This window comes from Streptomyces sp. NPDC048637, assembly GCF_040650675.1.
Lineage (GTDB): Bacteria > Actinomycetota > Actinomycetes > Streptomycetales > Streptomycetaceae > Streptomyces.
Genome location: NZ_JBEZHQ010000003.1, coordinates 1 through 23,826, shown reverse-complemented (window position 1 = coordinate 23,826; position 23,826 = coordinate 1). Strand labels below are relative to the sequence as shown.

The window sequence follows — 23,826 nt, the reverse complement described above, 5'->3', positions numbered from 1 at the left end:
CTGGTCATCAACGCATGCAAGGGCGGGGCGAAGCAGCCTAGGGCCTGTCCGGCGGATCAGGGTCGGAAAGGCCGCGGCGTCTGGCGCGGTGCATCGCAAGGCGCCGGAGCGTCCTAATAGCGGAGCTATTCGGATGTTTCGGCAACGCGGCGAGGTGCCGTGTCAGACGCCGCGGCCCCGGCCATGATCCGCCGGACAGGCCCTAGCCTCCGGGCCGGGACACCCTGCCGACGGTGTCGACCAGAGTACGCAGGACGGTCGTGCCGACGAGCACTACCGAGGAGACCGGCCGGCCCACCCATCGCGTCAGATCGCCTTGCAGGTCGGGATCCACCTCGACGGTCACCCGGATGTACCTGCTCTGCAGCGTGGTGACCTTGGTGGATCGGGGCCCGGAGACCTCGTCCTGCTCGCGCCGCAATGCGGCGCGGTAGTTTTCCCTGCGTTGGCTCATGTCTCTTCCTGACGCTCGATCAGTTCCTCCGCGAAGTCCATATACGCCGAACCCTTGGCCTGGACCGAATTCCCGAAGGATTGGGCGTACAGGTCGAGCCGCGCGATCTGGGTGCCCAGCACCTCGAAACCCCGCTCGGTGAGTGCCTCGCGAGCATCGGCATCGGGCCCGGTGCGCGTGGCGTCGGGACGGTTGGTGCGATTGAGCAGGACCGCCGTGCGGGCCGGCTCAGCACGCAGGGACTGCACGTCCGCCATCTCGCCGCGGATGGGTGCCATCCGGTCCAGTTCGATGGGGGCGGGAGTCACGGGCACGATCCACTCACCGGCGTACCTCATGATGCTGCGGGCAATCCGGGGATGGTCCTCCAGCTGGGGCGCATCGAGCACGACGGCCTGCCGATTGCCGAGGAAGTCGTTCACGCGACGGTGGACGTCCCCCACCGGCAGGGCGATCACCGGAAACGGAAACCCACCGGCCAGCTCGCTCCAGCGCAGCGCGGAAGCGGCTGGATCACCGTCGACCAGCAGGGGCGACAGTCCCAACTCATGAAGCGCATGGGCCAGCCACACAGCACTCGTCGTCTTTCCGACGCCGGGCTTGAGGTTCACAAACGCACAACTCAAAGGCACAAGAAAGGACAATAACGGGCGCGATCGTCCAATTTCGGTCGGCACGACGGCGTGGCCTCGTGGTTCACCCGCAAGCAGCGAGAAACGTCGGACACCTGGCCGTGGTCGCGGTCGACCCTGTGCGCCGCCGGTTGCCCTTGCCTGCCCCTCGCCGGACGGCATTCGCCCCCCGCCCATCCGTATCGACCACTTCGCTCGGCCCCGCCACGGCCGGCCCACGAAACCTGGCGGATCAGCGCGAACGAAACGTGGACGGCGCGGCCTCAGCCACCTGCGGTCGCCGCCGACATCGCCACCGTGACGGCCGGCTCCGTCGCCGGATTCTTCGCCCGGCACCCGCTCCGGCAGCGCCTGCAGTGGGGTCACTCCTCCAGCGCTACTGCCATGCGGTCGAGGTCGGCGAGGAGCACTGCCAGGCGCTGCGCCGGGATCGCTTCGACCATGCGCTGTTCGATGGCGTAGACGGCGGCCTGGACGGCGGCCAGGCGCGCGTTGCCCTCCTCGGTGAGGCGGGCGGGCCGGGCGCGGCCGTGGTCGGCGGTGGCGGGGCGGGCGATCAGTCCCGTTTCCTGCAGGCCCCGCAGAACGACGTTCCCGGATTGCCGGGTGACGAAGGTCGCGCGGGCGAGGTCGGCGTTGGACATGCCGGGATGCAGGGCCAGGAGTTCGAGGGTGGCGTACTGCGGCACGGTCAGCCCGTGCTCGCGCAGGACCTTGTCCATGGCCCCACGGAGGGCGGCCTGGGTGCGTTTGAGGAGGTATCCCACGTGTTGAGTGACGTCTTTCGCGGGGTGGGACGGTTCGGCCGACGCGTTCTCCAGCATGTCAGCATTTTGACATACGCGACGCGGCCGCCTTAGCCTCACCTATGTCAAAGTCCTGACATTGAGTTCGAGGAGACCCATGACTGCCACCATCGACGGCCCCGACTTCGTCGCCCTCCAAGTGCGCGACCTGAACGCGGCAGCGGACTTCTGCGAGCAGCACCTCGGTCTGCGCCGGGCCGCGTTCTCGCCACCCCACGCGGTCGTCTTCGACACCAAGCCGACCCCCTTCGCCGTCCGCGAACTCCTGCCGGGCGTCGACCTCGCCGACACCGCACGGCCCGGACTCGGCGCGGTGCTCTGGTTCCACACCTCCGACGCCCATCAGCTCCACGACCAGCTCACCGCTGCCGGGATCAAGATCCTCACTCCGATCGCGGACAGCCCCTTCGGGCCGATGTTCTCCTTCGAGGGCCCCGAGGGCTACACCCTCACCGCGCACGGAGGCTGACCGTGCCCGCCGTCACCCTCACCCCGGCCGGGCCCTTCTCGCTCGCCTCCGGCATCCGTGCCGAAGGGGCGGCGCCACGCCACCGCCCCTTCGGCGGCGCCGCGCCCTGCCCGCCGTGGGTCACTCCTGGCCGGGCCGCCCGCCCTGTGTCCCGGCGTACCACTCATCGAAGGCCTCGGCGGTGGTGACCTCGCCGTCCAGCACCGCGCGGCAGACCTCGTAACGGGGCACCCGGGCGCCGGTCCGCGAGGCCAGTACCTGCTTGATCCGCAGGATCGCCGCGCGGTGCGCGTCCGTCAGCCGGGGCGGCAGCGTACGGGCGTGGGCGAGGTCGGGCTGCCGGTCGGGCTCGTCGACGAACCAGATGTCCAGGGTCCAGTCCCGCCCAGCTCGCGAGCGGTGGTGGATGTTGAGGTAGAGCCCGTCCGGGTAGCGGGGATCGGTGTTCCACTCCCCCGTGTCGTCCTGGAACGTCACCTGCCGCACACGGTCGTGCACCGCCGGCTCGGCGCCGATCCCGGCCACCGCCCGTACCGCCACCAGCCGCACCACGGCCCCGGCAGAGGGGTGCCGAGCCCGTTCGCCCGCCTTCGCGGTGGGGGTGCGGCACCCCGGTTCCGACTGACACGTCACAGCGCTGCAGGGCGCGGCACGGCCCTTCAGGACTCGTCGGCCGCGGTGTCGCGCATGACTAACGCAGCCTGTCTGCGCCGGTACACAACCACGCCGCACACCGCGAGGAGGAGGGCGGCGACCGCGGCCACACCGAGCGCCGTCTGCTCGGCGAACAGCCTTGCCAGCATTTCCAGTGCGCCGATCCCTGCGGTCGCGTAGACCAACGCCCAGCCCGCTCCCCCCACGAACAGTGCGGGGAGGTAACGCAGCAGGGGCATGCGCATACTCCCCGCGAGGAAGTTGGCAGCAGTCTGGAAACCGACGGTCAGGAAGGAGAGTGCCACCACCGGCGCGCCCCACCGCTGGATCGCCCGTTCGGCGCGCTCGAACTTGGCCGGGGAGATCCGCTCAGCGAACCTGCTGCGCCTGACACCGGCACCGGCGAGCCACCCGACGGCGAATGTCCCTCCGGCTCGCAGCAGAACGATCACGTAGAGACCTGCGGCCGTGAGCGCGACCTTATCCACGATGCCTCGCCTTCGGCGCCAGCCCCTCGCCATGGCCGGTTTGCCCTGCCACCCGCTTTCGCGGTTCTCGCCGAAGCGGGCACACGACGGGCACGAGCCTGTTGTCCATACCTCACCCGCATCTGCTTCTGCCGGTTCCGTCCCTGCATTCGTGCCGGGCGGCGCCGGTTCCCTGGCCCGACGCAGAGCACTGCTGCATCTGGGGCTTCCAGCTACGGCCCCTCGCCAGGGTCACCCGACACAGCCAGGGTAAGCGAACACGCGTGCCCCAGGTGGACGGCGCTGGGCGCCGGAGAGGGAAGACGTGGCTTCTCGGCCGTCGAAGCTGCGGACGGCCCCGCTGATCGGCGTCGCCGGGTGGCATCGCGCGGCAGGGCCCTGCAATGATCAGATCTGGGCGGCGCAGAGGCCATGCCGTGGCCTGGACCGGCGAGGACCTCAGACGCTAGGCGCCGTGCGCATGAGCTCCCGCCGCCGCATCGTCATCGCCCTGGTGCGTCGCAGGGTGCGGCCGGAGATGGTCCCTGCCGTCGTAGCCACCTCTGACCTACCCGAGGAACGACGAGCGCACCTGACGGACGGTTGTCGTTATCCACGTTCGTATCCGCGAAACTCCGTCAATGCAACCCCGATGTTACTGGCGCGCCTGGGTCAGCGGGCAGCGCAGTGACTGACCTTGCGTGCGTACCTACAAGCGGCACAGGCACAGCGTCTGAACGCCAACAACCTTCAACCGATCCGCAGTTCGTCAGCAGCTCACAGTGAGTCACTCGCTACCGCCCGCCGCGCTTGTTGTCTGACGTCGTCGTCATCGGCCGCCGTAGCGATGGCATGGGGAACAGTGCGACTGTCTGGCCTGTGCCAGTGCAGATCAAGCGGTGCTAAGGAACACAGCAGCGACTGAAGCTGCCAGTGCGCGGACCTGCCATTCTCGGATCCGGCACACCCGGCCGGGAAGATGTACGCGAACATGGCTGCCGCCAGACGAGAGGCTGTCCTATGAGCTGAACCTGGTAGTCAAGGGTGTGCGTTCCATCGATGCGTTCGTGAAACAACGCATGCGACACCTACGCGGTGACCTCAAGGGCCACGAGCCCCGCACCATCGACTGCCCGTCGTGCGGCCAGAACGCGCTGGTCCTCGCCGCCTTACAACCGAACCATCGCTGCTTCTTCTACGAGAAGGTCTTCCGCCGCGCGGAGGTCATGCGGTTCATCCTGAAACGCCGGGAGCAAGGGCTCCGGCGAGAGTGCCCGAGGTGTCAGAACCACGAGTCGACAGCCTGCGCGTAGCGAGCAAGGAGGCGCCGGCACCGGTCTGCTTCACCTGCAACTGCGTCATCCCCGAAGCCGCCCATGACGCGCTTGCTGGCGACCAGTCCCCCGCCGGGCGCTGAGCGTCAGTCCTTCTTGGCCTCGTAGTAGCCCATGTGTTCCGCACACAAAGCAACTTCGAGCTACGCCGCATCCATCTGCCCAACACCTGCCGCATGATCGCAACGGACCGGGCTGCTTACCTCACCTTCTACAGCAGCTCCACTCACGGCAGGAACTCCCCGCCGCCGAAACGCGCCATCACGCGACCGCCCGCACCATCGCGATATCGCGGTCGATGGCGATTCGGCCGGTCCGGTCGACTTCTTCCGACCCGGACAGCTTCACCATCCGTCCGCCTGTTCCCCACCGCCCATCGGTGCCGAAAGCAGGTGCGAGACGAACGGACGGCATTTCGTTCGGACGACGCGCATGGCCGACGGTGGGCTCACCGTGCCGGCCGCTGTGGCGGGTTACCGCCCCGTGGCCGGATCAAGAAGCTGCGCCTTGGCCCCAGCCTTCGTAACCTTCGGGCTCTGTGTCGCCGCAGGTCCGGACACGGACGGCCGCGCCGTCATCCTCTCTCCCACCGCCACGCCCGCGCACCTTCACAAGGCCAGGAGCCCCGTTGACTGTTCTCCACTTCGATCTTCGCCATGCCAGCGCCACCGACGGCCTGCAGGTGGACGTGCACGGATCCGCTTACGCGTTACGTCCGCACACCGTCGAGACCCTGGCCGCGGCAAGGCGGGAGCACTCCGTGCTCGCGGCACTGCACACGGCCGCGCGGGAGTTACCGGGGGCGTCGGCCGCGGAGTTCACGCACTTCGCCGAGGTCGACGACGCGGACCTCGACACCGGTGCGGTGCGGTGGATCCGCGTTGTGCGGCCCGCGCCGGAGGGCGTGCATCTGCCCGAGGTGGCCATGATGGCGCTGTACCTCGCGCCGCAGCGGCTGCGTGCCACCCTGCTCGCCCGCAGGGACCGCGAAGGCCGGGAGATCACGCGCAGCGGCAAGCTGGCCAGGCTCGGCGTCGGCCCATGCACAGGAGATGCGGCGCTCGAACTGCGCCTCCATGCCGAGACGTTGATATCGAACCATGACACAGCTGTCGGGCTCATCGCGCATCATCCCGAATTGGCGACCACCGAGCCGCACACGGCGCAGGTCCTCCGGGATGACCACATCGCCCCGGACGAGGAGATGGACCCCGACCAGTACAACGCCGTGGCCGAACTCGCGGGCACCATCAGCAGTCTGGGCCAGGACTGGTCACGCCGGGTTCCCTGCCAGAGCGCCGATGGCACCCCGCTGACCGCCGGGTACTCGGTCGACGGCATCCAGGCCGGCGACCAGCTGTACACCTTCGACTTGCACGACCGCGTCCTCGACAAGAGCCGTCCCGTGATCGCGGGAGCGCGGCGCACGTCCTGCGATGACGAGTGGCTGCGGGGCAAGACCTGGCGCAGCCGCCCCGGCACGTCCGTGCTGGTCACCGACGGGCAGGCGACGCTCGGCGCGTCCGCCCCCCGGACTCCCTCCTACCGCTGGACCGTGGATGAGCCCACCTCCCATCACGGCGTGAACGTGGGAGCCCCGAGCGTGGACGACGATGGCACCTTCAGCATCGACGCCTCCAACTCCTACCTCCGCACCCTCTACCTGGGCTACGAACTCTTCGACGAGTCGGGGACGTCGCTCGGCCCCGTCACCAAGTGGGGCTCGGTGTCGGCGGTGGACACGATCCTCGGCATCCCCGTTCCCGCGGAGCCGAAGCAGGTGTCGTTCGCGCTGGGGAAGGCCGCCTCGCTGAAGCTGTACTTCGGCAGCCTGGGCACCTCGGACTGGAACGCGGCCGTCAGCACCGAGGGAGCGCTGCTCACGGCACTGTGGGAGTACGGCGTGCCCCTGGTCTGCCTGGCCGCCGGAAAGGCGCTCACCAGCACCAAGCTCTTCAACCGGATCATCAACGATCGCGACCTGGTCGCTGCGGTCCTGGGCGTCGGCATTCCGCTCGCCGGGGGAACGATCGCGGTGGGCACCGCGCTCACCCGGTCCTCCAAGTTCCTCACCTCGGCGGCCAACTTCGTCCTCGGCATCGTGGTGCAGAAGGGCCTGGAGAAGCTGGGCGAGTGGTTGGTCGAGCAGGTCGGCGAGGGAGCGCTGTCGAACGCCTTCGGTCCGGTGGGCTGGGCGCTGAAGCTGGTGGCCGCCGGCATGGACTTCGAGCAGATCGCGATCACGACAGGCGAGGTGCTGTCCTCCCCCGCCTGCGTCACCGTCAAGGCCAGCCGGTCGCTGGACGTCGCCCTCGCCCTGCACCCCGACCCGCGGCACGGCGAGGCCGGACACCCCGAGACTGCTGTGTGGCCGGCGGTGGCAGCGCGGTACCTGGTGACGCTGCAGTACCGGGGCGGCGCCAGCCGGCAGCTCACCGGCGAGCTGCCGCATGTGACCAGCAACGATCCGTTGAAGCTCCGGTTCACGGACGTGCCGGCCGGCGGCGACCTGCGGATCGTCGCGGGCGTCTACAGCGCCAACGGCTGGCTGGCCGGGTCCTGGCAGAGCGACTGGACACCCTCGAAGCCCACCGGGGAAGCGGTGCTCGACCTGGGCGATCACCAGATCACGGAGAACCTGGTGCCGCTCGCGCCCGACACCCAGTACGTCTACAAGGAACAGCTCGCGCTGACCGACGGCAAGCCGGTCTGGCGGGCCGACGGCACACCCCCGAGAGCCACCAAGGCCGACCTCGACTGCCAGGTCACATCCGGTCTGTGCGACATCGCCGCCGTGACGCTCAACAACAGCGCCTTCCAGGTCGGATACGCCTGGCGCGCCTCGGGGCAGGAGCTCCACCCGGACCGTGCCGACGCTCCGGTCTCCGACGACCAGCTCTGGGCGGTGCAGAACATCTCCGTGCTGGCCGACCCTGACTCCCGGCGGAAGACCACCACGGTCGGCTTCACCACCCGCCCCGCCATCGCGTACGCGCCGTCCCCCAACGCCGATGCCATCGACGAGACGAACTTCGTCCTGGACCCGCGCGATGGCGGCATGCACCTGCGTCAGGTGCGGCTCGACGACGGGGCACGGGACTTCGGATTCGACCACAAGGCCCTTCCGAGCTGGGGCCGGTTCCCGCTGGAGAATGTCGACGCGCTGGCTGTCCATCCGAGCAACGCCGTGATCGCCTGCTCCTGGCAGCACCACAAGCTGATGCTGCTGTCCCTGCCGGCGGAACCCTTCACCGACGACGAGGCCCCGGAAGCGCTGCTCGTCTCCGGCCAGGGCATCCGCGAGGGGCTGCTCAAGGGCCCGAAGGCACTTGCCGTCGCCCCGGACGGCCGCATCCTGGTGCTGGAGTCGCTCAACAACCGGATCCAGGCGTTCGACACCAAGGGCAACCCGGTGCCGTCCTTCACCACCGGCCCCGCCGTCTGCCAGGTCCCCACCGCACAGCTCGCCGCCGCCCTGGACGCCGGCACCATCCCCGAGGCGCTGCACGGAGCACTGCAGGAGGCGAACGCCACCCTGTTGTTCCCCCTCGACGCCCGCTTCACCGCACAACTGGACTCGGCCCGGTTCCAGCCGGCGAACGACCCGCTGATCGACGTGCTCGCTGCGAACGGCATCGCATTGGCCTACGCCCCGGACCACATGGACGACCCCGCGCAGAGCGCGCAGATCGCGGTGGTCGAGACGGGCCGCTCGTGGATCATCTCGGACCCCCGTGGCATGGCGTGGCAGGTGCTGAACGGTCAGCAGGGGCTCGCCGTCCATCACCGCCTGACCAGCACCGTCATCCATGCCCAACGGGCGGGCGCGCAGTGGCTCGTCCTGGACGACGACCGCCAAGGCGCCTGGAAGCTCGTCCCGGCCACGGACGACGCGACCCGGTCGGAGGTCTACACGTGCACCTCGTCCTTCCCACTGCGAGGTGACGGCGCGAACGCCGACAACTCCGTCACCTATCTCGACATGGCCGTCGAGTCACAGGGCTACACCTACGTGCTGTCCTACTCGGGTGCCGGATCCAAGGCAGCGGACTATCTGCTGGACATCTACGGCCCCGACGGACGGTTCATCGTGCGCACCCCCGACACCACCGTCTCCAAGACCCCGCAGAACATCGTCGCCGCGAAGATCGCGGTGGACGTCTGGCGCAACCTCTACGCCCTGGGCTACGCGCCGCTGACCGAGACCCGCCACGGCCCGACCTTCGCCCACTGGACGCCCACACCACCACTCTTCACGCTCCCGCTCACCGCGCAGCCGAACTACGACGACCGGAACATCTCCCCGGTCAGGGCGGACTTCGCCGCCCACGGCATCACGCTCACCAACGCCGCGGCCGTCACCGTGACCGTCCCCGGCGGCGCATGGCAGGTCCAGGACGGCGGCACCTTCTACCACCTCTACCGCAGCGGCGACGGCCTTCAGGTCTACGCCATTCCCGCCTGACGACACACGGAGGCCCTCACATGCAAACACTCACCGTTGCCATCGGCCCGACGGGCATCGGCTTCTTCACCGAGCACTACGTCAAGGACGTGCTGGCGAACGAGCTCAAGGGGATGACGTTCCCCGACCACGACGTCCCGAACATCTCGGACTTCGAAATCGAGAACACCGGCAGCACCTGGGTCACTTGCAAGAATCTTGACGTCAAGCTCACCGAGGGCAAGCTCCAGGGCTTCGAGCCGGCGTACCAGGGCGTGAAGCAGCAGACGAACGGAACGTTCACGCTCACCTACGACGCGGAGAACTTCACGGTTCCGTACACCTGGACGGAGACGTGGAACCGCAGGGCATGCACCCGGTTCGGCTGCGATCCCGCCGAGCCCAAGGGACCCGATTCCTTCGGCTACAGCCCCAGCATCGGCAAGCTCGACACCGCCGTGACCGTGGCCTTCTCCTACAACTCCGGCCACAACACCTACGACATCACGTACCAGAGCTCGACCGCGACGCCCTCCGACACCAAGACCAACCCTCCGGGCAACAGCATCATCGAGCACAAGAAGGGTTTCTGGGGAGGCGAGCACCTGAACACGGACGCCGTGGCCGCCATCGGCACCGTCCAGTTCGCGAAGCCGGTTCAAGCTGCGATCAACCCGATGCTCGCGTCCATCCCCGCCAGTGGCAAACTCACCGACGACATCACATTCAACTTCGCCGTCGGTGACTCCAAACTCACCTTCCCCGGCGACAACGGCCTCACCATCGGCGTCACCGGCGAAGTGACCTACAAGGGCACCCCCTACCCGGGCCCGCAGCCCACGGCCCTTCCGGTTCCGACGCCGCCCGCGGACGACCACCACCTGGAGGTCTACGTCTCCGACTACACGGTGAGCGCCCTGCACTGGGCCTACTGGAAAGCGGGCAAGCTCGACTTCACGCTCACGCCGAAGGACATGCCGGACCCGGACAGTCTGAAGGTGGACACCTACCTCACCCTGGTGCCGGCGCTCAAGCCGTACAAAGGCTGCACCATGACCGCTCAGGTCACCCCCCTGGCGCTGCCTCACCAGGACATTCCCCAGACCTACGCATTCGCCCAGGTCTACGAGTTCACCGCGGAAACCGAGAAGATCCTTCAGCAGCAACTACCGTCCGACGTGTACAACAAGCTGGTCAAGCACCTGGACGGCAACGCCTACACCACGGAGAACGACCTCACGGCGGACCTGAGTGACCTCAAAATTGCCGACCAGTACTACGCGGCCGTCAAGAAGGCCACCACGGTCATGGGCATGGTCATCACCCAGAACCTCGAATTCACCCTCACCATCGAGGACGACAACGAACAGCCGAAGATCGTCTTCGACCTGCTCCGCACCGACATCCTCCGCGACCTCAAGCTCGGTGCCTCCGGCAACGCCCAAACGATGCAGTACACCTTTCACAAGGTGACCTTCCAAGCCACGCTCAAGTCCTCCGACGTCCCGCACATCGACCCGACGACGTTCGGCACCACCGTGTGGCCCATCGTCGGCGAGCCCCACTACGACAAGGTCCTCGAAGATCTCGGCAGCCGGGGCGTCGCGCTGCCGATCGTGCAGGACTTCACGTTCCTGTTCGACCAGGCCGTGCTGAGTATCCAGGAGCACTACGTGTCCGTCCTGGCCGACGTGAAGTACAAGAACGCGTAGGGGGGATCATGACAGGACCCGGACGGTTCGCCGGCAAGCTGCTCTTCGCCTCCACCGGAGGGTCTCCCACCGCCTATCTGACCACCTTCGAGGTCCAGGGCGGCGGCGGGAAGAAGATCCAGGTGCCCGGTATGGCGGCGACGGACGTCACACCCGACGAGCGGGTGACGCTCTATCAGGGCGACGACGGCGGGACACGGATCCAGCTCGCGAGCATGCTGTGGATCCGGCTGGACACAATCACCGGTTGGCTGATGCTCACCCAGAACGCCACCAACGCGGCCGCCTTCGAACTGTCCGGGCCGTCCCTGGGCACGACATGGAAGGTCCGGGCGCCCGGCGGAGCCAAAGCGATCACCTACAGCCTGGACAAGCTGGCCCCGCTCCTCACCATGACGGACGACGCCCCGGGCATCTTCACGCCGCAGATCGTCACCCCCGGTCTGGAGGACATCCAACGCACCAAGTCGGCCACCGAGGCCGATCTGCGGCGGCTGATCCTGGCCGGTGCCGACCTCTCCGGCGTCGACCTCGGCAAGGCGGATCTCACCTCCAGCGATCTGACCGGAGCGAACCTCTCGTCCGCCACCCTGAGCCACGCCACACTCGCCGGCACCACCTTGACCGGCACCCATTGCGACGGCACCGTGCTGGACGACGCCGACCTGACCGGCGCCAGGCTCGAAGCGGTCTCCTGGGGCAGGCTGGGGAGCGCGGCCCGCGTCGTGCTCGCGCAGAGCCACGCCCGAGGCGCAACGCTCGGCACCGCCGCCGGATCGCACCCCGGTACCGCTCCGGGCGGCCGGCACCTCCTCGACTGCACCGGCGCCAACCTCTCCGGTGCCGACCTCCGCGCGGCGACCCTGTCCTCCTGCGACCTGACCGGCGCCCACCTCTCAGGAACGCTCCTCTCGGACGCAAAGCTCGTCGGCTCGGCCCTCGACAAGGCCGACCTGAGCGAGGCCATCGCGGTCGGCGCCGATCTGAGCAAGGCGACACTGCGCAACATCGCAGGCCCGGGAGCGAACCTCGCCCACGCCGACCTGTCAGGTGCGGACCTCTCCAACGCCCAGCTCGGCGCCAAGGCGTTCCTGTTCACCCTGGACTCCGTCACGGCGCAAGAGCTCGATGCCGCAAAATACGCCCCGGACGACGTGGTCGCCGCCTTCGCCAAGCACGGAGCCACCATCTCGCCAGAAGACGAAGTCGTCTCTGTGCTCAAGGGCACCCGCTGGCGCATCGCGCGCTACACCCTGCAAGTCCACGACGGCGGCCCGGGCATCGACGTCCTCACCGACCGGGTACGGCCCGCCGTTCTGCGCGGCGCGGTGTGCGAGGGCACCCAGGCGACCGCCGCCAACCTGGCGGGTGCCGATCTGCAGGGCATCCAGTGGTTCGGGGCCGGCGCCGGCGTCGACCACGTCGACTTCGACGGCGCCGTGCTCGCGGGCGGCTATCTCCAGGGCATCCGACTGACCCAGTCGTACCTCTCCGGTACGGACCTCAGCAACTGCGTCCTGATCCAGTCCCAACTGCCCGGCTGCCACGCCACCCCCGGAGACGGCCAACGTCCCTTCTCCCTCGCCGGAGCCCTGCTGCACGGGACCGACTTCAGCGACACGACGCTGCGCGCGGCCCTGCTCGTGGACGCGGCCGTCGCGACGAGCCGTGGCGTCCCGCTCTTCGCACTCCCCCCGGCCGCCCGGGCGCCCCTGGATTCCGGGGATCTCCACACGCTGGCCGACGCTTTCACCACGGCAGGCCAGCCGCTGGGCGACGACGCAAAGGTCCAGAATGTCCAGGCCCGCCTCCTGGACAACTCCCATGACCCGAATCGTGCAGCGCCCCGCGTCTACCGCATCACGATCCTCCCCACCGAGCTGCGCGTCTTCAATGACAGCACCGCGCGCTTCCTCTTCAAGCTACCCGTCGCCGATGCCCAGTACCTCAATGCCCCCACGGCCGGCGCCGAACTCATCGCGGGCTTCAGACAGCAGAACTACACCCTCGCCACAAAGGCTCCCATCAGCGCGGAGACCTACTGGGAGATCCGCGCGGGCACGGTGCCCTTCCCACCCCGCCCGGCCGCCTACCCGACGATGCGTGTCTTCACGGGGACTACTGGCCTGCCCGTCTACGGCTGCGTCCTGGTCCGGCTGCGGGACCGGCCCCACCAGCCGGAAGTGGCCTTCGCCGCGACGGTGGCCCTGGAGACGGCACTGGACGCCGATTCCGTCGGGCCCAGCGGCTACCCTCGCTCGCAGGTGGATGCCGGCCTCCTGAGCTGGGAGGAGTTTCTCACCCCACCGGTCTGAATGATGCCCCTCCCGTTCCTCCCACCTCCCGACTGGCAGCACATAGTGAGAGCGCCGAGCGCCGCCGCGGGACACAGGTTGATCATTCGTGCCCGCATCCGGGGAGCGAGGTTTGTCCGACGCGTTCATGCCTCCGCGTACAGGAGCCGGAGGGTGTCCTGGAGGATGGAGACTTGCGCGTCGGGCAAGGCCGCTGGAATGCGAGGTGCCCCTCTCCTTTCGTGTTCCGGGCCGACCGGACAGGCGTTCACAGCCCTTGGCTCTCCGCCCGCCCCCGGCCTTCTTCCGCGCGCCGCAGCGCGGCAACGGCGATGCTGGTGTCCTCCGCCACCAGATCGGCGTTGATCGCGGCAGCACTCACGTTGCCGGCCGCCGCCGCACCGACGACCTGAGCGGCCAGGTCGGTGGCATTGCCGGCCACCCACACGCCCGGCACCGCAGTGCGGCCGGTCGCATCGGCCTCGATGTGCTCGCCGACTCCCATCGGGTGCTCGACCGGGTCGAGGCCAAGGCTCAACAGCACCTTGCCAGCACGCATCCGTGGACTCAACACCACCGCCATGACCTCGACCACCCGGCCGGAAGCCAGCCGAATCCCGGTCAGCCGGTCCTTGTCCACCTCGATAGCCGCCACCGCGCCCTCCACGACGTCGATGCCGCGCGCAGTCAGTTGTTCGCGCTGATCATCGGTGACCTCGACGCGGTCGGCGGGGAACAGGGTGATGCGCGAGGTCCACTGCCGGAAGAGCAGTGCTTGGTGCACCGACACTGGCCCCGTCCCCAGCACCCCCAGAGGCTGGTCGCGGATCTCCCACCCGTGGCAGTAGGGGCAGTGCAGAACATCGCGTCCCCACCTCTCGGCGAGACCGGGCACCTCAGGCAGCTCGTCGATCAGCCCCGTGGCCACCAGCAGCCGCCGGGCACTGTAGCGTTCGCCGGCCTCCGTCGTGACCACGAACAGACCGTCGACGTGCTCGGCCGAGACCACACGACCGGGCACCACGCTGCCGCCGTAGCGGGCCACCTCCTCCTGCCCACGAGCGACGAGATCGCGAGGCGGCATGCCGTCGTGTGCGAGGAATCCATGCACACCGGAAGCAGGCGCGTTGCGCGGCTCCCCCGAGTCGATCACCATCACGGAGCGGCGCGCTCGGGCCAGGGTCAATGCCCCGGACAGACCGGCGGCACCACCGCCGATGACGATCACTTCCACGGACTGGTTTGTCTTCATATCAGGCACGTTCACTCGCCCTGGCCAATGAGGCAAAAGAACTTGCCGAGTCCGCAAACCCGACCCAGTGGGACGGCGGCGAGCAGCAGCCTCGCGTGCACGTGCGCGTCTGGAGCGGCCGGAAGGTCGACATGAGGCGCTCGTCCAGCCGAGCACGTGGCAGCCGTCCCCCGGTGGGGCGAGCGTCAGGTTCTTGAAGTGCGACCAGAGTTCGGTCTGCGCCCTGAGCCACCATTCGACGTACTTGGCCGAACTCGGTGCCGCGCAAGTACGGCTGTGGTCATGAGCCGTCGCCCGGCCCGCCTCGCTCGTTGCCGCCCGACTGCGGCAGACCCTGGAGCTGACGAACCGGGACCTGCGCCGGGCTCCGGAGCTGGTCTTCCTGCACAACGTCTGGCTCTCCCTCCGTGACACGAGGGATGCACGGGACGGGAGAAGCTGGGGCGGCGTGCGCCGTGCTGGCCGAGCAGTGGCAGTTGGGCATGGAGGCGCTATGGGGGTCACCCAGGTCTCCTTCCAGGCGATGTTCAAATGTCTGATGTTTGTATACGCTGTCTTCATGAAGCGCATCAGCACACCGCGGAGGACGGCAAGCCTGTCCGCGCAGCTCGTGGACAGTCTCCGCTCGCACATTGAGGCAGGTGGATGGCCGGTGGGAACGCGAATCCCGCCGGAGCAGGCCCTCATCGAGGAGCTCGGGGTCGGACGCAGCACGCTACGGGAGGCGCTCGGCGCGCTCGTGCACCTGGGCCTGCTGGAAGCCCGGATCGGGGACGGCACCTACGTCCGCGCGTCGAGTGAGCTCCAGTCGGTCATGGTGCGGCGAGCGAGTTCCGCACAGCGGGACAACGTTCTCGAACTGCGCACCCTCCTTGAGGAGTACGCCTCAGGGGCCGCCGCCCTGCGTCGCAGCGAGGCCCAACTACACCAGCTGAGAGAGCTGTTGGCCGACGCCGACGCGGCCTGCGCCGGTGAGGACATGTCCGCGGCCAGCAGTGTCGACGCATTGTTCCACCGGGCCGTCGTCCGGGCGAGCGGAAACGACCTCCTGATCGAGGTGTACGACTACCTCGGTACAGCTCTCACCTCCGCCCTGGGCGGCCTGCCCTGGGACGCCGCAGGCGCCGAGGAGCATGCCGGCCTGCACAGGCGACTCGTCAACGCGATCGAGGACCGGGACGAGAGCGGCGCCCGTGGCGCGGCGGCTGCGATCGTCCAGCTCACCCGTGACCACGAGGCCGAGGCACCACGAGTGGCGGAGGGGCAGTGAGTTCGGAGTTATCTTCGATATCCCGTCAGCCCTCCACCTCCGGGTCGTCGGCTGCCGACAACACCCGGCCTGCCGTGCCGACCGGGCTCGCCTTCGCGATCTGCCTCGTAGCGGCGAACCTGCGAACCGGTCTCAGCGGTGTCGGTACGCTGCTGCCGGCGATCGAGCACGGCAGCGGCCTGACATCGAGCTGGGGCGGGCTGCTGAGCACCCTCCCCCTGCTGACGCTCGCCGCGACGCCGCCTCTGGCGGCCCGGACCTCTCTGTCGCGACTGGCATGGCAGGTCAGCATATTCAGGGACCTGCATTCCCTGGGCTTACACACCGCCGTCGCGTGGCCACCCAGCATTCTGATTCGCCGATGCACGACCAGCACCACGGCCGGATGGATGCCTTTCTTCTACCGGCTGATCGCCCTGGCAGCCAGCAGTCTCCTGCCCCTGCTCACCCGGGGCCGTCACGACCAACGATGGACTGCGGCCGGGACCTCGGTCGTTGTGGCCGGTGGCTTCGCCGCGCTGATGTCCGCCCCGCGCTGTCCGTTCTGGCGTGCACCCTGCTCGGTCTGGGCGGTGGCGAGTGCCTCGTCCTCGCGCTGACCTTTCAGAGCGAACGTGCCGGTAGCTCCGGCGAAGCTGCCGCGCCGGCAGGCATGGCGCAGTCCATCGGCTACCTCGTAGCGGCGGCCGGACCCCTCCTCCTCGGCATCCTGCACGACATCACGAGCAGCTGGACACTTCCGCTCATTGCCCTGATTGCCCTCAGCTTTGCCATGGCAGGTACTGGATACGGCGCAGAGCGAACCACCAAGTGCACGACCTCGACGCGTCGTTCCCCCACCTCGTTCGCCCGAGCCGGAGCCACGTGCCCGGCCCAGGTCCGTTCCAGCACCACGGCACCCTGCCGCCCCCTGCCTTCCCTTGCCCGAAAAGTGAAGATCCCTCCCGACGGACGGGCCTTTAAGGCCACAGAGGAGACCACTCATGTCCGACTCGAAGCCCCAAACTGACGAGTTCAGCGCGCGTACCGCTCAGCGCAGCGCTCACCTGTACGCGACAGATCCGCAGTTCCGCGGCGCCGCGCCCCTGGACGCCGTCACCGAGGCGATCCGGCGGCCGGGCCTACCACTCGCCGACCTCGTGGCCACGGTGATGGAGGGGTACGCGGGCCGACCCGCCCTGGGCGAGCGTGCCACGGAGCCGGTCACCGACCCGGATACGGGCCGCACCACGTTGCGCCTCCTGAAGCGGTTCGACACGATCACCTACGGCGAACTGTGGGGACGGGTCGGTGCGGTGGCCTCCGAGTGGCGGTACCACCCCGACCACGCCGTGGGCCCGGGTGACTTCGTCGCGGTTCTCGGTCCCACAAGCGCCGAGTACACCGTGGTGGATCTGGCGTGCGTCCGCTCTGGTGCGGTGTGCGTTCCTCTCCAGGCCGGCGCCTCGGCGGGGCACCTGGCCCCCATCGTCGCGCAGACCGGACCGCGTCTGCTCGCGGTGGACGTGGCACACCTCGACGTCGCGCTCCAGGTCGCGGCGGACGCCCCGTCGCTGGGCAGGATCGTCGTTTTCGGCCACCATCCCGAGATCACCGCTCACCAGGAGAGGCTGGACTGGGCGCGCGGCCAACTCGCGGCGCAGGGCCGAGGCGTCACCCTGGACACGCTGGCGTCCGTCATCGAGCGAGGAAGGACCCTGCCACCGGCTACCCGGAGCCCCGAGGGATCGACAGCCGACGCGCTCAGCGCGCTGATCTACACCTCGGGGAGTACGGGCACGCCCAAGGGTGCCATGTACACCGAGCGTCTTGTCAGGCAGTTCTGGGTTGACTTCGTGCCTGACCAGGAGATGCGGCCGTCCATCGTGCTCAACTACATGCCCCTGAGCCACATGATCGGACGGGGTGTGCTGTTCGGCACGCTCGCCAAGGGGGGCATCGCCTACTTCGTGGCGTCGAGCGACCTGTCGACCCTCTTCGAGGACCTCTCCCTGGTCCGCCCCACCGAGTTCATCATGGTGCCCCGTATCTGCGACATGCTCTTCCAGCGCTACCAGAGTGAGTTGACCCGCCGAGACGAGGTGGGCCCGGGAGGCGATGCGGCCGAGCAGGCGGACCGCGTGAAGGAGGAGCTGCGGGAGAAGACCCTGGGCGGCCGCCTCCTGTGGGCCGTCAGCGCCTCGGCTCCGCTGAGCGCAGAGGTGACGGCGTTCGTCGAGAGCTGCTTGCACGTCAGGATGCTCGACGGTTACGGGTCGACGGAAGCCGGAGTGGTCTCGCTCGACGGCCGGGTGCTGCGCCCGCCGGTGACCGATCACAAGCTGGCGGATGTGCCCGAGCTGGGATACTTCCGCACCGACTCGCCGCACCCCAGGGGCGAACTGCTGATCAAGTCCGACCGGCTCGTTTCCGGCTACTTCCAGCGACCGGATGCCACCGCCCAGGTCTTCGACGAGGATGGCTTCTACCGCACGGGCGACATCATGGCCCGCATCGGTCCCGACGAGTTGGTGTACGTCGACCGCCGTTCCCACGTCCTCAAGCTGTCACAGGGCGAGTTCGTGGCCACGTCCCGTCTGGAAGCCCTCTTCACCAGCAGTCCGGTCGTCCGGCAAATCTTCGTGTACGGCAACAGTGCTCGTGCCTACCTGCTCGCGGTCATCGTGCCCACACAAGACGCGCTCGACCTCGTCGGCCACGACACCCAGCGCCTCAGGACGATCCTGCGCGAGTCCCTGCAACGCCTCGCCACCGAGGCCGGCCTCAACTCGTACGAGACCCCACGGGACTTCCTCATCGAGACCGAGCCGTTCAGCCAGCAGAACGGGTTGCTCTCCGGAGTCCGCAAGCTCCTGCGCCCCGCGTTGACGAAGCGCTACGACGAGCGCCTCGAAGCGCTGTACACCGAGCTGGCCGAGCGCGAGACCGACGAACTCCAGGCACTGCGCCAGGCCGGCCCGTCCCGGCCCGTACGGGAAACCGTGTTCCGGGCCGCCCGAGCGCTTCTCGGACACCCACAGGGCGACATGAAGCCCGGCACACGCTTCCTCGAACTCGGCGGTGACAGCCTCTCCGCGCTGTCGTTCTGCCAGCTGCTGAAGGAGATCTTCTCCGTCGACGTCCCTGTCAACGTCGTCATCAACCCCGTCAACACACTCCAGCAGGTGGCTGATCACATCGAGAAGGCCCTTGCGTCGGGGCACGAGCGCCCGACCGCGGACAGCGTCCACGGCTCGGGCGCGACGCGGCTCGTGGCGGGCGACCTGACGCTGGACGCGTTCCTCGACACGGAGACCATGGCGAAGGCCGGCAGGCCGGCCGGTCCACTGCCCGAGGCACGGACGGTCCTGCTGACCGGCGCCAACGGCTACCTGGGCCGCTTCCTGTGCCTCGAATGGCTGGAGCGCGTCGCAGAGCGCGGTGGCACGCTGGTGTGCGTCGTCCGCGGCAGCACCGGCGAGCTGGCCCGGGCACGGCTCGACGCGGCCTTCGACAGCGGCGACCCCGAACTCCTCCAGCACTACCACGACCTGGCCGCCGAGCACCTGGAGGTGGTCGCCGGCGACGTCGGGGAGACCGACCTCGGCCTCGACAAGGAGACCTGGCAGCGGCTGGCCGACACCGTGGACCTGATCGTTCACCCGGCGGCACTCGTCAACCATGTCCTGCCGTACGACCAATTGTTCGGCCCCAACGTGCTGGGTACGGCCGAACTGATCAGGCTCGCGATCACCTCCCGGATCAAGCAGTTCACCTACCTGTCGACGGTCGCCGTCGTCTTCGGGTCCGAGGCCGCGGCCGACGAGACGGCGGACATCCGCACGGCCTGCGGAACGCGCGACCTCGACAGCGGTTACGCGAACGGTTATGGGGCCAGCAAGTGGGCGGGCGAGGTGCTGCTGCGCGAGGCGCACGACACGTTCGGCCTGCCGGTCGCCGTGTTCCGCTCGAACCTGATCCTCGCGCACCCACGCTACCGGGGTCAGCTGAACATCCCGGACATCTTCACACGCCTCTTGCTGAGCCTCTTGGCGACAGGAATCGCCCCAGGCAGCTTCTACGCCCAGGGCACCAGCGACGGCAGCGGGCACTACGACGCACTCCCCGTGGACTTCACAGCGCGGGCCATCGCCTCACTGGGCGACCACGCACGGGAGGGGTACCGGACCTTCAACGTCGTGAACCCGCACGAGGACGGAATCTCACTCGACACGTTCGTCGACTGGCTGATGGCAACCGGACACCCGCTGACGCGCATCCACGATTACGACGAGTGGCTCGACCGCTTCGAGACTGCCATGCGCGGCCTGCCCGACCGCCAGAGGCAGCATTCGCTGCTCCCCCTGCTGCACGCCTTCGCAAGGCCGGAGGAGCCCCTGCCCGGCTCCTCCCTGCCGGCGGACCAGTTCCGCGCGGCAGTGCGGGTCGCCGCCCTCAACAAGGAGAACGACATCCCCCATCTGTCGCAGGACCTGATCACCAAGTACGTGGCGGACCTTCGGTCGCAGCACCTGCTGTGACAGAGCCCACCCGGACGATCACCACATAGGACGCCGCTTCGGAGCGGAAGGCCTTAAGACCGTGTCCTATGTGGTGAGGCGGACGTATCGCTTGTAGCAGCAGATAGCGGCGGCGAGGCCGAGAAAGGCCAGGTAGTTGCGGGGATAGCCTTCGTAGCGGTGGTTGAGTCTGTGGTAGCCGGTCAACCAGGACATGGTCCGCTCGATGACCCATCTGCGGCGGCCGAGTCGTTCGCTGGACTCGACGCCTTTGCGGGCGATGCGCACGCCGATGTGCTTGCCCCATAGCCATTTCCGCAGATGTGGCAAGTCGTAGGCTTTGTCGGCATGCAGACGCCGAGGCTTGAAGTTCCGGCCGCGGTGAGGGTCGTGTCTCGTTCGGTGGCCCTGGATCATGGGCTTCAGTGCGAGGCTGTCGTGGGTGTTGGCTGCCGAGATGCCGACGAGTAGGGGCAGTCCGTTCGCGTCCGACACGACGTGCATCTTGGAACCCGGCTTGCTCCGGTCCACAGGGCTCGGGCCTGTGAGTCCGCCCCTTTTTTCGCGCGTACGTGGGCGGAATCGAGGACGGCACGGGAGAGATCGAGCAAGCCGGCGTCGTCCAGACGGTGCAGGATCTCTTCGTGCAGTCGGCCCCAGACGCCGGCCCTTGACCAGATCAGGAATCTGCGGTGAGCCGTCGACTTCGATATCCGAAGCACGGCGGCAGAGCCCGCCAGGCGCACCCGCTGACCAGGACGTAGATGATGGCCGCGAACAGCGTCTCACCGGCGTGTCCTGCGTCCCACCGCCCTGCGGCCGCACACTCGACGGCGGGATCAGCGGCTCCGCGATCTCCCACAGCCCCTCCGGAACAATCCAACTCCACGTACCCCGCCCCATGAACAGACCAGCGCACGAGCCCCACATAGGACACGGCCTAAACTTGGCATTTAAGGTCCGGTGTCGAACGCGACTCGAACTTGATCAGCGTTTTCGCAGTTCAGCGGACGTGAGGGCGGCCTTCGTCTGATCCTGTGCTCCGTCACAGAGGCAGAGGAACCAGTACGAAGGCCGTGGTCGTGAGTTTGGGGTATCAGGGCGTCCTGCGAGATGCGTTCAAGGAAGTGTCATGCTTCCGGACGGAGTTGTACGCGTGTCTGACCGCGCGGAGTGACGTGCTGTTCGAGTTATGCGATGCGTTTGCTGTGCACGGACGGGCCGGTGCAGACGGTGGTTGACCTGGCGCTCGCGCCGGAACACCGTCGCGGCCACGGGGCTCTCTACGGTGGCCTCACCCAAGGGCGGATCGATATCGCCCGGCTGCGTCGGGCCCTGGCAGGGATGCCTTTGCCGAGGGCGGCGGACGGTCGGATCGTGCTGGCCGCGGACGTCTCACCATGGCTGCGGCCGGACGCCAACACCTGCGCTGACCGTTCCTTTTGCCACACCTTCGGCCGAGGTGAGGGCAAGCACCAGATGGTCCTGGGCTGGCCGTACTCGATCGTGGCCGCGCTGGAGACCGGCCGGACGTCGTGGACAGCGGTGCTGGACGCGGTCCGCCTGGAGCCCGGCGCCGATGTCGCCGCGGTGACCAGGGTCCAGATCCGCGAGCTGGTCGAGCGGCTCGTCGCCGCTGGCCAGTGGAAGCCGGGCGACCCCGAAGTCCTGGTCGTGCTGGACGCCGGATACGACGCACCCCGCATCGCCCACCTGTTGAACGACCTGCCCGTCGAAATCCTCGGCCGACTCCGCTCCGACCGCGTCATGCGCCGGCCGACACCGCCGCGGGTCTACGACCCCAAGGGCGGCTGACCACCCAAGCACGGAGGCGAGTTCGTCTTCGGCGACCCCTCCACCTGGGGCACCGAGCAGGCCGTGACGGTCACCGACACCCGCCTCTATGGGAAGGCGACTGCGCAGGCATGGGACCGACTGAACCCGAGGCTGACCCGGCGGGCGGCCTGGATCGACTACGACGGACCGCTGCCCATCATCGAAGGCACCGTCATCCGCTTGACCGTGGACAGGCTGCCCAGCGGCGGGGTGAACAAGCCGGTCTGGCTGTGGTGGTCGGGCACCGCCGCCACCGACGCCGACGCCGACGCCGACCGCTGCTGGCAGTCCTTCCTCCGCCGCTTCGACCTGGAGCACACTTTCCGCCTGTTCAAGCAGACGCTCGGGTGGACCAAGCCCCGGCTTCCCAGCTCGGAGGCGGCCGACCGTTGGACGTGGCTGGTGATCGCCGCCTATGCCCAGCTTCGGCTCGCCCGTCCGCTGGCCACCGATCTCCGGCGGCCCTGGGAGAAACCGGCTCCGCCGAACAAGCTCACGCCCGCCCGGGTCCGCAGGGGGTTCAGGAACCTGCGCGCGAAGACCGGATCTCCGGCCAGTGCACCGAAACCGTCTCGTCCCGGACCTGGCCGGCCGCCGGGTTCGAAGAACCGCCGCCCGGCCACCCGGCATGACGTGGGCCGCGCCCTCGCCACCGGAGAGGCATACAGTCGGCCCGCTCACCACAAGAGAGGCACCAAGCCGAGGCGGACCGTCACGGAGCTACCAGATCAGACAGCTAATAGGTCATCTCATTTGGTACGTAATACTGCAGGCGAGTTGAAGAAGCCCCAGCAAGGCCGCACAAGCGGCGCCATGTTCGTCCCCACCGCCGCTTGGGGCCCGGGATGGTCGCCAGCTCGCGCGAGCCTGCCCGGATACCGGCCTTGTCCGGCTGTCGCACGGCCAGGCTCGCGCCCGTGGAGGCGCATCAGCGGGTGCGGCGTTCGGCCTCGGCCGTGACCGCCAAGGCGACGACGGTCAGCAGGGACAGCAGTGCCCAGGCCGGGGTGAAGCTGCTGGTGAGGTCGACCAGCAGGCCGAGCACGGGCGGCACCGTGACGATGGCGATCTGGTTGACGGACATGGCCAGACCCAAGGCGAAGCCCGTCTTGCCCGGTGGGGCCGCTTCGGTGACGTAGGCGACCCATGCGCCGTACCAGCCGAATCCGAAGAAGCCGAGCCAGATGAAGACGCCGGAAGCGACGACCGGTGCTCGCCCGGCCGGTGTCATCAGCACGGCCAGCCCGGCGATTACAGCGACCATGCAGACCAGCACGATGACATAGCGCCCGGAAATGCTCCGGTCGCTCCAGGCCGCCAGGCATATCCGGCCCGCAACTCCCGCACCCTGGGATGCCACCAGAATCAGGGCCGCCTGCCCGGTGCCGACTGATGACGCCTGGTGGAGGTGGAGCACCGTCAAGATGCCCACGCCGCACTGCACCGAGATCAGGCTGGTCCCCGACAGCATGATCTTCACCGTGGACGGGTCACGGAGCATGCGTAGCCGGGCGCGGAGCTGCGCCGCGAGCGGGTCCGACGGTTCCTCGTCCTGCGAGGCAGGCAGTGCGGGTGGCCGACGATAGCAGCCCATGAAGAGGCTAGCTCCTAGATGAATGAGTCCGATGTTCTCAGTGGTCGTAGGCGGTCAGGGATCGTTTGGCTGGGGCTCCGGTGGTCCAGTTGTGCCAGATGGCGGTTGC

15 protein-coding genes and 2 pseudogenes are annotated in these 23,826 nt (G+C 68.4%); 9 read left to right on the top strand and 8 right to left on the bottom strand.

Annotation, left to right across the window (positions count from 1 at the left end; genetic code table 11):
• Positions 1 to 202: 202 nt before the first annotated feature.
• The 3 genes from AB0C46_RS05305 to AB0C46_RS05295 form a co-directional block, all read right to left on the bottom strand.
• On the bottom strand, positions 203 to 454 hold the full coding sequence (locus AB0C46_RS05305; protein ID WP_362825839.1) for a hypothetical protein: 252 nt from the start codon (positions 452 to 454) through the stop codon (positions 203 to 205).
• Positions 451 to 1,065 (bottom strand): ParA family protein, encoded by a 615-nt coding sequence (locus AB0C46_RS05300; protein WP_362825838.1) that lies wholly within the window; start codon positions 1,063 to 1,065, stop codon positions 451 to 453. The genes AB0C46_RS05305 and AB0C46_RS05300 overlap by 4 nt, the downstream gene beginning before the upstream one ends.
• Before the next feature lie 383 nt (positions 1,066 to 1,448).
• Positions 1,449 to 1,910, bottom strand: coding sequence for a MarR family transcriptional regulator (locus AB0C46_RS05295; RefSeq protein WP_362825837.1), 462 nt, complete (start codon positions 1,908 to 1,910; stop codon positions 1,449 to 1,451).
• Between the two features lie 79 nt (positions 1,911 to 1,989).
• Here AB0C46_RS05295 and AB0C46_RS05290 point away from each other — a divergent pair, with 79 nt between their 5' ends.
• Complete coding sequence (locus AB0C46_RS05290; RefSeq protein WP_362825835.1) at positions 1,990 to 2,361, top strand: VOC family protein; 372 nt, start codon at positions 1,990 to 1,992, stop codon at positions 2,359 to 2,361.
• 120 nt (positions 2,362 to 2,481) lie between these two features.
• Here AB0C46_RS05290 and AB0C46_RS05285 read toward each other — a convergent pair whose 3' ends face one another.
• Positions 2,482 to 2,913: a hypothetical protein gene (locus AB0C46_RS05285; protein ID WP_362825834.1), complete on the bottom strand. Its 432-nt coding sequence runs from the start codon at positions 2,911 to 2,913 to the stop codon at positions 2,482 to 2,484.
• Positions 2,914 to 3,020: 107 nt separating this feature from the next.
• Positions 3,021 to 3,503, bottom strand: a complete 483-nt coding sequence (locus AB0C46_RS05280) for a VTT domain-containing protein (RefSeq protein WP_362825832.1) — start codon at positions 3,501 to 3,503, stop codon at positions 3,021 to 3,023.
• Between the two features lie 1,258 nt (positions 3,504 to 4,761).
• Between AB0C46_RS05280 and AB0C46_RS05275 the strand changes: the two genes are divergently transcribed.
• From AB0C46_RS05275 to AB0C46_RS05260, 4 genes are all read left to right on the top strand, one after another.
• Entirely contained in the window at positions 4,762 to 4,899 is a 138-nt protein-coding gene (locus AB0C46_RS05275; RefSeq protein WP_362825830.1) for a hypothetical protein, read from the top strand.
• Between the two features lie 545 nt (positions 4,900 to 5,444).
• Positions 5,445 to 9,281, top strand: coding sequence for a hypothetical protein (locus AB0C46_RS05270; protein ID WP_362825829.1), 3,837 nt, complete (start codon positions 5,445 to 5,447; stop codon positions 9,279 to 9,281).
• A gap of 20 nt (positions 9,282 to 9,301) precedes the next feature.
• Positions 9,302 to 10,972: a hypothetical protein gene (locus AB0C46_RS05265; protein ID WP_362825827.1), complete on the top strand. Its 1,671-nt coding sequence runs from the start codon at positions 9,302 to 9,304 to the stop codon at positions 10,970 to 10,972.
• Positions 10,973 to 10,980: 8 nt separating this feature from the next.
• A complete protein-coding gene (locus AB0C46_RS05260; RefSeq protein ID WP_362825825.1) occupies positions 10,981 to 13,287 on the top strand; it encodes a pentapeptide repeat-containing protein in 2,307 nt (768 codons plus the stop codon).
• A 247-nt stretch (positions 13,288 to 13,534) separates the two neighbouring features.
• Here the strand turns inward: AB0C46_RS05260 and AB0C46_RS05255 are convergent, their stop codons facing one another.
• The gene (locus AB0C46_RS05255; RefSeq protein ID WP_362825824.1) at positions 13,535 to 14,494 is read right to left on the bottom strand and encodes an NAD(P)/FAD-dependent oxidoreductase; all 960 of its coding nucleotides are present in this window, start codon (positions 14,492 to 14,494) and stop codon (positions 13,535 to 13,537) included.
• Positions 14,495 to 15,041: 547 nt separating this feature from the next.
• Between AB0C46_RS05255 and AB0C46_RS05250 the strand changes: the two genes are divergently transcribed.
• The 3 genes from AB0C46_RS05250 (at position 15,042) to car (ending at position 20,308) form a co-directional block, all read left to right on the top strand.
• Positions 15,042 to 15,788, top strand: coding sequence for an FCD domain-containing protein (locus AB0C46_RS05250; protein ID WP_362826419.1), 747 nt, complete (start codon positions 15,042 to 15,044; stop codon positions 15,786 to 15,788).
• Positions 15,785 to 16,387 (top strand): hypothetical protein, encoded by a 603-nt coding sequence (locus AB0C46_RS05245; RefSeq protein ID WP_362825822.1) that lies wholly within the window; start codon positions 15,785 to 15,787, stop codon positions 16,385 to 16,387. Before AB0C46_RS05250 ends, AB0C46_RS05245 begins: the two co-directional genes overlap by 4 nt.
• 384 nt (positions 16,388 to 16,771) lie before the next feature.
• A complete protein-coding gene (gene car, locus AB0C46_RS05240; RefSeq protein ID WP_362825821.1) occupies positions 16,772 to 20,308 on the top strand; it encodes a carboxylic acid reductase in 3,537 nt (1,178 codons plus the stop codon).
• A 66-nt stretch (positions 20,309 to 20,374) separates the two neighbouring features.
• Here the strand turns inward: car and AB0C46_RS05235 are convergent.
• Positions 20,375 to 21,190, bottom strand: a pseudogene (locus AB0C46_RS05235) (IS5 family transposase).
• A gap of 179 nt (positions 21,191 to 21,369) precedes the next feature.
• Here AB0C46_RS05235 and AB0C46_RS05230 point away from each other — a divergent pair.
• Positions 21,370 to 22,765, top strand: a pseudogene (locus AB0C46_RS05230) (NF041680 family putative transposase); the annotation flags it as partial.
• A 286-nt stretch (positions 22,766 to 23,051) separates the two neighbouring features.
• On the opposite strand, the gene AB0C46_RS05225 reads toward AB0C46_RS05230, so the two are convergent.
• Positions 23,052 to 23,717 carry an MFS transporter gene (locus AB0C46_RS05225; RefSeq protein WP_362825819.1) on the bottom strand — a complete coding sequence of 222 codons (666 nt, stop codon included), beginning with the start codon at positions 23,715 to 23,717 and terminating at the stop codon, positions 23,052 to 23,054.
• Positions 23,718 to 23,826 lie beyond the last annotated feature (109 nt).